Source organism: Tenacibaculum litoreum, from assembly GCF_964513915.1.
GTDB lineage: Bacteria > Bacteroidota > Bacteroidia > Flavobacteriales > Flavobacteriaceae > Polaribacter > Polaribacter litoreum.
Window position 1 is genome coordinate 580,001 of the sequence record NZ_CAZEQS010000004.1, and the last position, 15,201, is coordinate 595,201.

The following is a 15,201-nucleotide window of genomic DNA, read 5'->3' on the forward strand; positions in this document are numbered from 1 at the left end:
TACACGTGTCCCGCACTACTCAGGGTACTGCTATATTATCTTCGATTACCTATACGAGACTATCACTCTCTTCGGTTCGTCTTTCCAAACGATTCTAGTTCTCTAAGACTCTAATGTCGCAGCCCTACAACCCCAATATTGCCGTAACAACATTGGTTTGGGCTAATCCGCGTTCGCTCGCCACTACTAACGGAATCACTTTTGTTTTCTCTTCCTATGGTTACTTAGATGTTTCAGTTCACCACGTTTGCTCACCCGAAGGTGTGACATGTCTTCAACATGCCGGGTTGCCCCATTCGGAAATCTACGGATCATAAAATATGTGCTTCTCCCCGTAGCTTATCGCAGCTTATCGCGTCCTTCTTCGCCTCTGAAAGCCTAGGCATCCTCCATACGCCCTTATTTAGCTTATTGTACTTTTTGCTGTAGTATAAATACTACAACGAGCTCTTTATAATTCTTGTTCTTATAAAAATATTTTGTTAGATTTAATCTAACTCTCTATCTTGATTCTTTACGATATCATTTTACCAATATGTCAATGAACTTGTGGACCTTAGTCCTTGTGGAGAATATCGGAGTCGAACCGATGACCTCTTGCGTGCAAGGCAAGCGCTCTAGCCAGCTGAGCTAATCCCCCTTTTCTTTTCAGTAGTCGGTATCAGTTAACAGTTATCAGTTAATTGATGACCTATACGTCAACTTGGGATACCCAACTTCTAAAATTTCCTTTCAACTATTTATCTTAAAATTGTAGTCTCGGGCAGACTCGAACTGCCGACCTCTACATTATCAGTGTAGCGCTCTAACCAGCTGAGCTACGAGACTTTTTTTAGCCTCTAGACTTTAGCTCTTAATTATTAGATATAACACTAACAACTATCGACTAAATACTATTGACTTCTTAAGATCTTAGTCTATTTTTTTAAAATTAACAGCAAAGAGTAAAATAAAACCTCTTATGTAACTCACCATCTTTCTCTAGAAAGGAGGTGTTCCAGCCGCACCTTCCGGTACGGCTACCTTGTTACGACTTAGCCCTAGTTACCAGTTTTACCCTAGGCAGCTCCTTGCGGTAACCGACTTCAGGCACCCCCAGCTTCCATGGCTTGACGGGCGGTGTGTACAAGGCCCGGGAACGTATTCACCGGATCATGGCTGATATCCGATTACTAGCGATTCCAGCTTCACGGAGTCGAGTTGCAGACTCCGATCCGAACTGTGATATGGTTTGTAGATTCGCTCCAACTCGCGTTGTGGCTGCTCATTGTCCATACCATTGTAGCACGTGTGTAGCCCAGGACGTAAGGGCCGTGATGATTTGACGTCATCCCCACCTTCCTCACGGTTTGCACCGGCAGTCTCGCTAGAGTCCTCAGCTTTACCTGCTAGCAACTAACGATAGGGGTTGCGCTCGTTATAGGACTTAACCTGACACCTCACGGCACGAGCTGACGACAACCATGCAGCACCTTGTAAAGTGTCCGAAGAAAAACCGATCTCTCAGCCTGTCACTCTACATTTAAGCCCTGGTAAGGTTCCTCGCGTATCATCGAATTAAACCACATGCTCCACCGCTTGTGCGGGCCCCCGTCAATTCCTTTGAGTTTCAATCTTGCGATCGTACTCCCCAGGTGGGACACTTATCACTTTCGCTTAGTCACTGAATATAAACCCAACAACTAGTGTCCATCGTTTACGGCGTGGACTACCAGGGTATCTAATCCTGTTCGCTCCCCACGCTTTCGTCCATGAGCGTCAGTATATACGTAGTAGACTGCCTTCGCAATCGGTATTCTAAGTAATATCTATGCATTTCACCGCTACACTACTTATTCTATCTACTTCCGTATAACTCAAGTCAACCAGTATCAAAGGCAGTTCCATAGTTAAGCTATGGGATTTCACCTCTGACTTAATTGACCGCCTGCGGACCCTTTAAACCCAATGATTCCGGATAACGCTTGCACCCTCCGTATTACCGCGGCTGCTGGCACGGAGTTAGCCGGTGCTTATTCTTACAGTACCGTCAGTTAGTTACACGTAACTAAGTTTCTTCCTGTATAAAAGCAGTTTACAACCCATAGGGCAGTCTTCCTGCACGCGGCATGGCTGGTTCAGAGTTGCCTCCATTGACCAATATTCCTCACTGCTGCCTCCCGTAGGAGTCTGGTCCGTGTCTCAGTACCAGTGTGGGGGATAATCCTCTCAGACCCCCTACCTATCGTTGCCATGGTAAGCCGTTACCTTACCATCTAGCTAATAGGACGCATAGTCATCTTGTACCGATAAATCTTTAATTAAAAAATGATGCCATTTCTCAACATTATGGAGTATTAATCTTCATTTCTAAAGGCTATCCTCCTGTACAAGGCAGATTCTATACGCGTTACGCACCCGTTCGCCGGTCGTCAGCAAAAAAGCAAGCTTTTCCCTGTTACCCCTCGACTTGCATGTGTTAAGCCTGCCGCTAGCGTTCATCCTGAGCCAGGATCAAACTCTTCATTGTATAATCTTTAATATTATAAATGTTAAGTTCCAAAAGAATTTTTAACTTCGTAGAAGTTATGGTTATTCTACTCTTTGTTTTACGCTGTCAATTTCAATATTTTCAATGAACTTGGTGAATCTCTAACGATAAGCGTTAACTCATCTTTTCAACTCAACCTTTTGTAGAAATACTAGACTCGAACTAGTGACCTTACCGTCTTCCAAAATTTCTGTGATCGTGTCGCTTTCTCAAAGCGGATGCAAAACTACAAACTCTTTTTAATCTGACAAAACTTTTTTTAAAGTTTTTTCGTTTGTTTCGCTACACTATTTTAATGAACTGTTTCCCTAAAAATCGGACTGCAAAGATACTCACTTTATTTCTTATTAAACAAGAAAAATTTAAACTATTTTTTAACCTTTTCTTTAAATATCTTAAACCCTATTTTAATGAACTCTTACTAACTTCTTAGCTTACCGCTTCTCCGTTTGCGGGTGCAAATATAGATACCTTTTTCTTTACAACAATGACTTTTTTTACCTTTTTTCTAAACCTTTTTTTAACTCTTTGTCTTATACTACTTTATACCTAAAAGTTTTTTCTAACCAATCAAAACAATACCTACCCTTTTACTCTAAATACACCTTTTAACTACTTCCCTTAACACTGAAGGGACTTTTACATACTATATATATGATAGCAAATCGCGTTAGGGATTAAAGCGAATAGGCTATTTAATTGTTTGTTTCGTTGAATGTACAGCATTTAAAGCGACATCCTTTTGCTTTTATTGAATTGCAATAACAATCCAAAAGCAAAAGATACAGCGGAAAGCCCGACTCTTCACAATGTTACATCATAGCGATAACTAAATTGTAAAGCGAAACGCACAACTAATAAAACCATATTATAAGAATTACACTTATTATACCTGTTCAATTAGCTAATCAATTATTTAATTATACATAAAAACCTTTAACACTATTTTACTATACATGTTATTACTTACTGTAATCTACTACTAATAATGAATAATGTAGTACAACAATTTTCTTTAAAATTGTATTCTTAAATTTTGATCCACTAGTTCTTTATCTAATAGTTTAATATCTGAGGTATAATAACTGTTAAACCCTAAATTATAATACAGATAAGCTCCTTTTTTTATTTTTCTGAGCTTGAACTTATTTCAGAATAGTAGATCTTAATAAAAAAAGCCTTCCAAAATTGGAAGGCTTTTTTATAATTTGTCTTTATATATTAAGATGGTTCTTCTCCATCTAGTAATGGTACATTTTGTGGCACAAAATCTTTTCCATGCACATATTCACCATTTTCATCTGTTTTACTGTAATCGTAAGCCCATCTGTGAACCTCAGGAATTGCTCCTGGCCAGTTTCCGTGAATGTGCTCAACTGGAGTAGTCCACTCAAGTGTATTTGCATTCCATGGGTTTTGCGATGCTTTTTGACCTCTATACATAGAGATAAAGAAGTTTGCAATAAAGATTAACTGAGCTGCTCCTCCAATGATTGCCATGATAGTCATGAACACGTTAATATCTGCTAAGTCATCAAACATTGGGAAGTTTGTGTTTGTATAGTAACGACGTGGTAAACCAGCTAATCCGATAAAGTGCATTGGGAAGAATACTCCGTAAGCACTAATAATTGTTAACCAGAAATGCCAGTATCCTAATGTTTTGTTCATCATTCTACCATACATTTTAGGGAACCAGTGGTAAACACCAGCAAACATTCCTAATAAAGCAGATACTCCCATTACTAAGTGGAAGTGAGCCACTACGAAATATGTGTCGTGTACATTAATATCTAAAGCTGAATCTCCTAATACTAATCCTGTTAAACCTCCTGTTACGAACGTAGAAACTAATCCGATTGAGAACATCATTGCTGGGTTTAACTGTAAGTTACCTTTCCATAAAGTAGTTACGTAGTTAAACGCTTTTACCGCCGAAGGAATTGCAATTAATACTGTTGTAAAAGTAAATACAGAACCTAAGAATGGGTTCATTCCTGATACGAACATGTGGTGACCCCATACAATCGTAGATAAGAATGCAATTGCCATAATAGATCCAACCATTGCACGATATCCGAAAATTGGCTTACGAGCATTTGTTGAAATTACTTCTGAACTAATTCCTAATGCAGGTAATAAAATAATATATACTTCTGGGTGACCTAAGAACCAAAATAAGTGTTCAAATAATACTGGTGACCCTCCTTGGTAATGTAATACTTCACCAGAAATAAAGATATCTGATAAGTAGAAAGAAGTACCAAAGCTTCTATCGAAGATTAATAATAATGCTGCCGATAATAATACTGGGAATGAAATTACACCAATAATTGCTGTGATGAAGAATGCCCACATAGTTAATGGCAATCTTGTCATTTTCATTCCTTTTGTACGTAAGTTTAATACAGTAACAATATAGTTTAACGACCCGATTAATGATGAAGCAATAAATATTGCCATAGACACTAACCATAATGTCATACCTGTACCTGAACCTGGAATTGCTTGTGGCAATGCAGATAATGGAGGATAAATTGTCCATCCTGCAGATGCTGGTCCTGCTTCTACAAATAATGAGATAATCATTATTACTGATGATAAGAAGAATAACCAGTATGATACCATGTTTAAGAATCCAGAAGCCATATCACGAGCTCCAATTTGTAACGGAATTAATAGGTTAGAGAATGTACCACTTAAACCTGCTGTTAATACAAAGAATACCATGATTGTACCGTGAATTGTAACTAACGCTAAGTACATATCTGGATTCATAATTCCATCTGTTTGATGGTTTCCTAAGAATGCTTCAACAATTGAAAACGATGTATCTGGCCATGCAATTTGTAAACGAAATAACATAGACATGAAACCTCCTATGATACCCATAAATATACCTGTAACAAGGAACTGTTTCGAGATCATTTTATGATCTTGACTAAAAATGTATTTAGTTACAAATGTTTCTTTGTGATGATGATCTGACATAATCTATATCTTTATATACTTTTTAAAAATATCTTATTTAATTGCTTGAGCTAATGTTTTTTGTTCTGATAACCACTTGTTGTATTCTTCTTCTTCAACAACAGTAATTTTCATTTGCATATTGTAGTGAGATGCTCCACAAATTTTGTTACATAATAATAAGTAATCAAACTCATATGGATCTTCCCCTTTAGCTCTTCTAATTTTGTTAATTCCTTCTGTTTTTGCAATTACCTCAGAATTTTGACGCATTTCTGCAGTGGTGTATTTTGGCGTAAATGCGAATTGAGTAACCATACCTGGAACACAGTTCATTTGAGCTCTAAAGTGAGGCATGTAAGCAGAGTGCAATACATCTTGTGAACGGAATTTGAATAATACTTTCTTTCCTTTTGGTAAGTATAATTCTGTTACTTGCTTATCATCTTGTGCACTTGGGTCAGACATATCAACCCCCATAGTGTTAATTCCTTTGATAAAGTTTACATTACCTAAACCTAATTGGTTGTCTTCACCTGCGTAACGTGCATCCCAACGGAATTGTTGAGAGTATACTTCAATTACGATAGGGTTTTCATCGTCACCAACATACATAATGTTATTCCAAGCCCATAAACCATATCCAATTAATAATACAATTGTTACTGCTGGAATTGTCGTCCAAATTAACTCTAATTTATGGCTATCTGCATAAAATAATGCTTTGTTGTTTTTATTTCCTCTATACTTATAAGTAAAGAAGAAAATTAAAAACTGCATTCCGAATTGAACGATTCCAATTAACCAAAAAGTAATGTTGAAAAGGTTATCATCATGCTCTCCTTCAAAAGAAGCAGCTTCTGGTAACATGATTACGTTCATGGCAATTAAGCAGTAAATCATCATTGCATAAAGGAATGCTAAGAAACCTAAAGCGTATTTACCTTGTTTTTCGTTGTCTTTATCTGTAGCAATTACAGAACGGAAATTCATTATACGAGTAATTTGCCAAAAACTTACTCCAATTGCAACTGCTATGAAAATATAAAATAAAGCGAGCATATTATCTAAACTATTTGTTTATTAATTCTTTTTATTAATGATGATTACTATCTTCTCCTCTGTGTTCGATATTATAGTAATGATATGTTTCACTCTCGTGTAAATACGGGTTACCTTTTGGTACTGGATTTGCTTTTGCAAATGCACTGAAAGTAGCGAAGATAAATAATCCTGTAAAGAATAATAATCCACTAATCTCACCTATTCCGAATCCCCATTGAGCACCAACTGTTCCTGGCATAACCATTACGAATAAATCGATATAATGACCAGCTAAAATTACTACACCTCCTAAGATTACAAACCAAGGCATGCTCTTAAAGTCACTGTTTATTAACAATAATACAGGGAAAATAAAGTTCATTCCAACCATTGCTAAAAATGGCACTTTATATTCGTTAAAACGTAATAAGAAATAAGTAGTTTCTTCTGGCATGTCTGCATACCATATTAACATGAACTGAGCGAACCATAAGTATGTCCAGAATACAGAGAAACCAAACATAAATTTAGCTAAATCATGAATATGACTATCATTTACTAATGGTAATACTCCTTTTGAACGTAAGTAAATAGTTACCATTGCAATTACTGTTAATGCAGATACTAAGAAAGTAGCTAATACATACCATCCAAATAATGTTGAGAACCAGTGTGGATCTATTGTCATAATCCAGTCCCAAGACATCATACTTTCAGTAATCATAAAGAAGAATAAGAAAATTACAGAAATATTATAGTTCTTCTTATGTAATTTTAAATCTCCATTGTCTTGTTTAATAGAGTTTCTTCTAATAATAAAAGTATAAGCATTCCATACTACTAGATAGAAAATACTTCTCATTAACCATCCTGGAGTATTTAGATACCATTTCTTACCATCTATGATTGAATCGTAGTTTGGACTTGTAGGGTCTACAACTCCTTCTCCCATCCAAGGGAATAAATGATTCATATGCATTACTGTAAGAATCAAGAATACTAACATAGCAAGACTTACATAATGTAGGTTTGTTGTGATAGCTTCCATAACTCTAAATAACACAACAGACCATCCAGACTGTGCCACTCTTTGAGAAGCATAAAATGCTAATACCAATAATGTGATTCCTAAAGAGAATAATAAAGCAACATATAAAGCAGACCAAGGTCTATTTTGCATTTGGTGTAAAGCATGTTCTGCATGAGCATCTCCGTGATCTTCACCATGAGCAGCTACTTCAGCATGTGCTTCAGTTGTTGTTTCATGCGCTTCTTCAGTTGCAGTTTCATCATGAGTATTATCAGCTAGATGTACAGCCGAACTATCTTGCGCTTGTGTATTTTCAGTAGCTTCTTCTGAGTGTTCTTGTTCACTATTGTGTGCTACTTCTTCAGTATGTGTAGCAGTACTATCTGCAACATGCTCTTCAGTTGTTGTATCTTCTTCGTGATTTTCAACTTTAGCTTCTTCTTTATGCTCTACATCAGCATGATCTGCTTTCGCTTCATGACCTCCATGATGTGCATCTTGTTTTGCTAAAATTTCTTTTGCTTCTTCTAATGTTTTAGGCGCTGAAAAGAAACTATAACCTGTTCCTAAAAGTCCTACAGCCATTAAAACAATAGCTAGCATTTTTAATTTTCCTGAAAACTGGTACATATCTTAACTATCTATTATAGACTTATTTTAATTCGCTTCTTAATTTTTCTACGTATTGTACAACTTGCCAACGCTCATTGTATCTTAACTGTGATGCATGAGATCCCATTAAGTTTTTACCATACATAATTACATGATAAATATTTCCTGGAGTTAACTCTCTGTCTGCGTAATTTGGGATACCGTTGAATTTATCTCTTTGAGATAATGCTCCGTTACCATCACCTTTTGTTCCGTGACAAGAAGCACAGTAAATTACGTATAATTCTTTACCTTTTTCTAAGTTAGCCTCAGTTGTTGGTAATGGATTTTTTAATTCAGCTTTTGCTTTTTCATATCCTTCATTAGTATCTGGAATATCATAAGCTACAACTCCGTTTCTACTTACAGTACCTGCTACTGGTAATTTATTTACCATTTTATCATTAATACCTTCTGCTCCATTTGCATCGTAAGGTACAGATACATACATGTCAGGCATGTATTGTACTTGTGGTTTGCGTTTATCGTTACAAGAACTTAAGCTTGTTGCTACTACAGCTAAAGCGATAATTATTTTTAAACTCTTCATATCTCTTTATTAGTGCGTTTCTACTACGTTAATTTCTACAGCTCCTGTTGTTTCTAACAATGACACTAATTCTTCTTCACTTCCTTCAACAGGAATCTCCATTAAAAAGTGATCATCTGTAGTCCTTGGATCAGGGTTTTCAGCTTCTTTAAATGGCCAAATCTTACTTCTCATATAAAAAGTAATTACCATTAAGTGTGCTGCAAAAAACACTGTTAATTCGAATAAAATCGGAACGAAAGCTGGCATATTTGCAGCCCATGAAAAGTTGGGCTTTCCTCCAATATCTTGAGGCCAATCAGCAATCATAGTATACCATGTTAACCAAACTGCTACTGATAAACCTGTAATACCATATAAAAAAGCAGTAATTGCTAAACGTGTTGGTGCTAAGCCCATTGCTTTGTCTAGCCCGTGAACTGGGAAAGGACAAAATACTTCTTCAATATGATGATTTTCTGCTTTTACTTTCTTAACTGCATCCATTAAGATATCATCATCATTATATAATGCGTGAATTACTTTATTAGTGCTCATTGTTCTCTTCTCTTGATTTTTTAAAATTCTCACCTGATGATTTCAAAATAGTCTTAATCTCTGCTGTAGGGATTACTGGGAAAGTTCTTGCATATAATAAGAATAATACAAAGAAGAATCCGATAGTTCCTATAAAGATACCTACATCTACAAACGTTGGTTCAAAACGCCACCATGTAGATGGTAACTGCCCTTTACTTAATACAATTGCAATGATATCAAAACGCTCAAACCACATACCGATATTAATTACTATCGAGATAATAAAAGACCAGATAAAACTTCTTCTAATTTTTTTGATCCATAATAATTGTGGAGTGAAGATATTACAAATTAATAATGACCAGAATGCCCATCCATAAGCACCTGCTTCAGCTCCAAATGATAAGTATGTGTAGTTTTCATAAGGAGAACCTGTATACCATGCAATGAAAAATTCTGTTGCATAAGCTACTGCTACGATACCTCCTGTTAAGATGATTACGATGTTCATATACTCAACATGTAAACGTGTAATATACGCCTCCATGTTCGTAACCTTACGCATGATACCTAATAACGTTTGTACCATTGCGAATCCTGAGAAAATTGCCCCTGCAACGAAATAAGGAGGGAAAATTGTTGAGTGCCATCCTGGGTTGATAGAAGTTGCGAAGTCCATCGATACAATTGTGTGTACAGAAAGTACTAATGGCGTTGCTAAACCTGCTAACACTAACGACACTTCTTCAAAACGTTGCCAGTCTTTTGCTCTACCTGACCATCCGAAAGATAATAATGCATAAATTTTCTTTTGGAAAGGTTTTACAGCTCTATCACGAATCGTTGCAAAATCTGGTAATAAACCAGTCCACCAGAAAACTAATGATACTGATAAATATGTAGAAATTGCGAATACATCCCATAATAACGGAGAGTTAAAGTTAACCCATAATGATCCAAATTGGTTAGGAATTGGTAACACCCAGTATCCGTTCCATGGACGTCCCATGTGAATAATTGGGAATAATCCTGCTTGGAATACCGCAAAAATTGTCATCGCTTCAGCTGAACGGTTAATTGCCATTCTCCATTTTTGACGGAATAATAATAATACGGCAGAAATAAGTGTACCGGCGTGACCAATACCTACCCACCATACAAAGTTGGTAATATCCCATGCCCAACCGATGTTTTTACTTAATCCCCAAACACCAATACCTGTTCCTACGGTGTAGAAGATACATCCAAATCCCCATAACATTGCTGCTAAAGAGATATAGAATGCTATATACCAATTTTTGTTTGCTTTTCCTTCAATAGGTCTAGCAATATCTTCAGTAATATCGTGGTAACTCTTGTTACCAAGTATTAAAGGTTCTCTATAAGATGATTCGTAATGAGACGACATAAATCTATATACTTATTAATTTTACTATTAAGCTTCGTTTGTATTTCTTACTTTCACTTGATACACTACGTTTGGTTTTGTACCAATATAATCTAACACGTGGAAAGCTCTTTTATCTTCTTTTAACGCTGTAACTGTATCTTCAGAGTTGTTTATATCTCCAAACACCATAGCTCCAGTAGAACAAGCAGATGAACATGCTGTTTCAAACTCATCTTTGTTAACAGCTCTACCTTCTTTCTTAGCTTTTAAGATAGTAGCTTGCGTCATTTGGATACACATAGAACATTTCTCCATAACTCCACGAGAACGAACTACTACGTCTGGGTTTAATACCATTTTTCCGTATTCGTTGTTCATGTTAAAGTCAAACTCGTTGTTTTCAGAGTAGTTAAACCAGTTGAAACGACGAACTCTATATGGACAGTTGTTTGCACAGTAACGAGTACCTACACAACGGTTATATGCCATTTGGTTTTGACCTTGACGACCGTGTGATGTTGCTGCTACAGGACATACTGTTTCACATGGTGCGTGGTTACAGTGCTGACACATCATAGGTTGGAAAGCAACCTGTGGGTTTTCAGCTGGATTTTCTAAAGCATCAAATAAATCTCCTTTGCTTAACTCTAATACTTTTTCAGTATAACGTCTTTCAATTTCTTGGTTAGCTATGTTTGGATTTTGAGCTTTAAACTCCTCCAATGTCATTTTAGCTTCATATTGCTTGTCTTCTACAGTAGAAGAATAGTAACGATCAATACGCAACCAAGCCATATCTCTACCAACTCTCATTTCATCTTTACCAACAACTGGAACATTGTTTTCTGCGTGACATGCTATAACACATGCTCCACAACCTGTACAAGACGTTAAATCGATAGATAAGTTAAAGTGGTGTCCTAAACTTCTGTCATGCTCATCCCATAAGTCAATTTTACTTCCTTCAACTTCTTGATGATCATAAGAAACCATAAATGGTTTATTCCAAGTATGCTTAGGATCTAATTTTTTATCGTTTACTTCTTTTAATGAAGCTTCTCTTAAGATATCGTGACGACCAGCTAAAGTACTTTGCACTTGCATACAAGCAAACTTGTGCCATCCTGAAGCTTTTTCAATAGAAACATTGTATTGAACATTGTTTCCGTTTTGGTAGAAAGGATATGCATTAATACCTACTTGCATTTCAGACTTTAATCCTTGAGTTCTACCGTAACCTAAAGCTAAACCAACTGATCCTTTTGCTTGACCTGGTTGTATAATTACTGGAATCTTGTTAATTGTAACTCCATTAACTGTTACATTAGCATAGTTACCATCAATAGCACCGTTATCTTTTACTGGATTTTCAAAACCTAATTCTTTAGCATCTGCCATAGAAACGGTTAAATAGTTATCCCAAGAAGCACGTGTAATTGGATCTGGTAATTCTTGTAACCATGGGTTATTTGCTTGTTTACCGTCTCCTAAAGCTGTTGATGAATATAAGTTTAATTCGAATCCTGAAGCGTTGTTAGCTTTTCTTACTAATTGTACTGCCGCTGTATTTACATCTGCTGTAGCTTCAAAAGCTATTTCTTCTTCAGTAATATTTTCTGCTTTAAAGAATCCATCATGTAATGCTTGATTCCATGAAGCTCCTCCTAATACATTAGTACTCCAGAACTCTTTTAAGGTATCATAGTAGTTTACTGTACTTCCTGACCATTTTAATAATACATCTTGTACTTGACGTGTATTAAATAATGGTTGTATAGTTGGCTGCATTAAACTATAAACACCTTGTTTAGCCATAACATCTCCCCAACTCTCTAAGTTGTGAGGTGCTGGCAATGTATATTGTGTAGCATTAGCTGTAGCATCATCTTGAGTAGATAAAGCAACAGATAGTTTTAAGTTTTTAATTCCTTCTGCTAAATCAGCTGCATTTGACAATGAGTATAAAGGATTTACATTATAAGTAATTAATCCTTTTACTTTACCTCCTTTAACATCTGCTACTAATTGAGTCACTTGAGTATCGTTTCCTTGGCGTTTTAGATTCACTGCCTTAGTATCGATTACTTCACTATTTAATGCTTTATTAATTGCTAAGGCAATTAATTGAGCATTTTTATCATTTAAACCTGTAACAACAACTCCTTTTGAACCTGCTTTTTTAAGGTCTTTAGCTAATTGCTTTACCTCTGCATCAAAAGCTGTTGTTTTTGAAGGAAGACTACTTCCTGTTACTTGGTTGTATAAGTTTATTAAAGCGAAAACTTGTTCAGATGGCTTAGCAACAATTCTTTTATCTGCATTAGCTCCTGCTAGAGACATGTTACTCTCTATTTGAACATGGTAAGACATTTTACCAGTTTCAACTCTACGACCTTCTGCATAAGATTTTTCGTATCCACCTTGCCAATCTCCTAAGAAATCTGCTCCAATAGACGCAATTACTTCTGCCTTGCTAAAATCGTAATCTGGTAATGCTCTTTTACCATACATAGCTTCAAAAGCATCTGCAGCTGCACTTTCAGAAATTGCATCATACACTACATGCTTAACATTTGGATAAGCTGTAATAAAATCTGCAATTACTTTTTCAGTAGAAGGACTCGCTAAAGTTCCTGTTAATAACACTACTGATTCATTAGCATCTTTTAATTCGTTTAATTTTGCTATAATTTCTTTATCTGCATCTGCCCAAGAAATTTGAGTTTCTCCTTTTCTAGGTTCTTTTAAACGTAATTTCTCATCGTATAATGATAAAACTGATGCTTGAGTACGTGCGCTAGTAACTCCTCCTGCCTCTTTATTTGGCATGATTTGAATTGGACGTCCTTCTCGTGTTTTTACTAATACGTTTGCGAAATCAAAACCATCTGCAATTGTAGTTGCGTACCAATCAGCAACACCTACTACGATATCATTAGGTTGCACTACATAAGGAATTGATTTTCTTACTGGACCTTCACAAGCTGCTAAAGAAGCTGCTGCTGTGGTAAATCCAACATATTTCAAGAAATCTCTACGTGAAGTTGATGATGTTTCTAAGGTTTCTTTGTCGCCTAAAAATTCATCTGTAGGAATATCTTGTACAAACTCATTATTACGTAGCGTTTCAACAATAGAACTACCTTTTAGTTCTTCAACACTTTGCCAGTATTTTTTGTTTGAAGCCATTTATATATGTGTTTTTCTACTTTCTAAATTGATTAATAGTGGCACTTACCACACTCTTTTCCTCCTAATTGCGCAATAGTTACTTGCTCAACACCGTACTTTTTAGCTAAATCTTCATGAATTTTAGCATAGTACTCATTACCTTTTAAGTCAACCTTAGTCGCCTTATGACAATCTATACACCAACCCATTGTTAATGGCGAGTATTGATATACTTCCTCCATTTCTTCTACAGGTCCGTGACATTTTTGACAAGCTACACCTCCAACTGTTACGTGTTGTGAGTGGTTAAAATATGCAAAATCTGGTAAGTTATGAACTCTAACCCATTTAACTGGCTTAGTATTTCCTGTGTACTCTAACTTATTTGCATCCCAACCTGCTGCTTCATAAATCTTAGCGATTTCTTTATCTAAATCTGCTTTTACTAATGTATGGTCGTCCATTACCACTTTAGTATCATCAGCAACTTCTGAAATATTCTTATGACAGTTCATACAAACATTCACTGAAGGAATTCCAGATGTTTTACTGTGCTTAGCAGACGAGTGACAATATTGACAATCGATCTTATTATCTCCTGCGTGAATCTTGTGTGAAAAAGCAATTGGTTGAATTGGCTGATACCCTTCATCAACACCTACTTTAAACAATGTACCAAACAAGAAATAAGCAGCTACTAAAGCTCCGAAAATCACAGTTAACACTTTTAAGAAAGTATTCTGTTTAATTCCTTGCCACAACTCAGCAGTTTGCCCCATTAAACCTGGAGTTTTTGGAGCTCCTTTTAATTCACTAATAGTTTTTAATAAACTACCAATAATTAAAAACGCTACAACAATTGCCGCAGCTAATATGTAAATCAACCACTTAGGCGCTTGATCTCCCTGAGGCTGACCAGCGACTTCAGCTCCTGCAACAGCAGCCTTTTTAACCTCACCTACAGTCGTATAATAAAGAATATCATCGATGTTTTGATCTGTTAACTGCGGAAAAGCAGTCATGTTAGAACCGTTATACTCTTCAAAAATAGCAATCGCATCTTTATCTCCAGATGCTCTAAGCTCAGCATTATTCTTAATCCATGCCTTTAACCATTCGTTAGTTCTTTTTTCTTCTATTCCAGCTAACGCAGGACCTACAAGTTTTTTATCTAACTTGTGACAAGAAGCACAAAGAGATTTAAATAATTTCTTTCCTTCTTTTTGACGCGCTTCGTCAATATCTTGTGAAAACGCGGAAGAACTTACTAAGAAAACTAAAAAGAAAGCTAAACTCCTTACTAGAGTTTTGGTTAATCTACTGTGATGATTCACACTTTTCATACT

The 15,201-nt window shown here is 36.1% G+C and carries 8 protein-coding genes, 2 tRNA genes and 2 rRNA genes (1 of these 12 running past the window's edge); all 12 read right to left on the reverse strand.

All coding sequences use genetic code 11. The annotated features are described in order from the left end of the window. Positions 1-414, reverse strand: a 23S ribosomal RNA gene (locus tag ACKTTR_RS14110) (it extends 2,458 nt beyond the left edge of the window). 152 nt (positions 415-566) lie between these two features. Continuing rightward, positions 567-640: transfer RNA gene (locus tag ACKTTR_RS14115), tRNA-Ala, on the reverse strand. Positions 641-754: 114 nt separating this feature from the next. Then, positions 755-828, reverse strand: a tRNA-Ile gene (locus tag ACKTTR_RS14120). 157 nt (positions 829-985) lie between these two features. Continuing rightward, positions 986-2,509 (reverse strand): 16S ribosomal RNA (locus tag ACKTTR_RS14125). Together the 16S and 23S rRNA genes with 2 tRNA genes alongside form the textbook arrangement of a ribosomal RNA operon. A 1,242-nt stretch (positions 2,510-3,751) precedes the next feature. Beyond that, the gene (locus ACKTTR_RS14130) at positions 3,752-5,521 is read right to left on the reverse strand and encodes a cytochrome c oxidase subunit I (RefSeq protein ID WP_408028447.1); all 1,770 of its coding nucleotides are present in this window, start codon (positions 5,519-5,521) and stop codon (positions 3,752-3,754) included. 33 nt (positions 5,522-5,554) lie between these two features. Then, positions 5,555-6,562, reverse strand: coding sequence for a cytochrome c oxidase subunit II (locus ACKTTR_RS14135; protein WP_274638584.1), 1,008 nt, complete (start codon positions 6,560-6,562; stop codon positions 5,555-5,557). 34 nt (positions 6,563-6,596) lie between these two features. Beyond that, positions 6,597-8,204 (reverse strand): ATP synthase subunit B family protein, encoded by a 1,608-nt coding sequence (locus tag ACKTTR_RS14140; protein WP_408028448.1) that lies wholly within the window; start codon positions 8,202-8,204, stop codon positions 6,597-6,599. A gap of 22 nt (positions 8,205-8,226) precedes the next feature. Continuing rightward, positions 8,227-8,775 (reverse strand): c-type cytochrome, encoded by a 549-nt coding sequence (locus ACKTTR_RS14145; protein WP_408028449.1) that lies wholly within the window; start codon positions 8,773-8,775, stop codon positions 8,227-8,229. 9 nt (positions 8,776-8,784) lie between these two features. Further along, on the reverse strand, positions 8,785-9,312 hold the full coding sequence (locus ACKTTR_RS14150; RefSeq protein ID WP_125066608.1) for a DUF3341 domain-containing protein: 528 nt from the start codon (positions 9,310-9,312) through the stop codon (positions 8,785-8,787). Next, positions 9,302-10,702 (reverse strand): NrfD/PsrC family molybdoenzyme membrane anchor subunit, encoded by a 1,401-nt coding sequence (nrfD, locus tag ACKTTR_RS14155; protein WP_330487997.1) that lies wholly within the window; start codon positions 10,700-10,702, stop codon positions 9,302-9,304. Before nrfD ends, ACKTTR_RS14150 begins: the two co-directional genes overlap by 11 nt. Positions 10,703-10,729: 27 nt before the next feature. Further along, positions 10,730-13,873 (reverse strand): TAT-variant-translocated molybdopterin oxidoreductase, encoded by a 3,144-nt coding sequence (locus ACKTTR_RS14160; protein WP_408028450.1) that lies wholly within the window; start codon positions 13,871-13,873, stop codon positions 10,730-10,732. Positions 13,874-13,905: 32 nt separating this feature from the next. Further along, the gene (locus tag ACKTTR_RS14165) at positions 13,906-15,198 is read right to left on the reverse strand and encodes a c-type cytochrome (RefSeq protein WP_408028451.1); all 1,293 of its coding nucleotides are present in this window, start codon (positions 15,196-15,198) and stop codon (positions 13,906-13,908) included. Positions 15,199-15,201 lie beyond the last annotated feature (3 nt).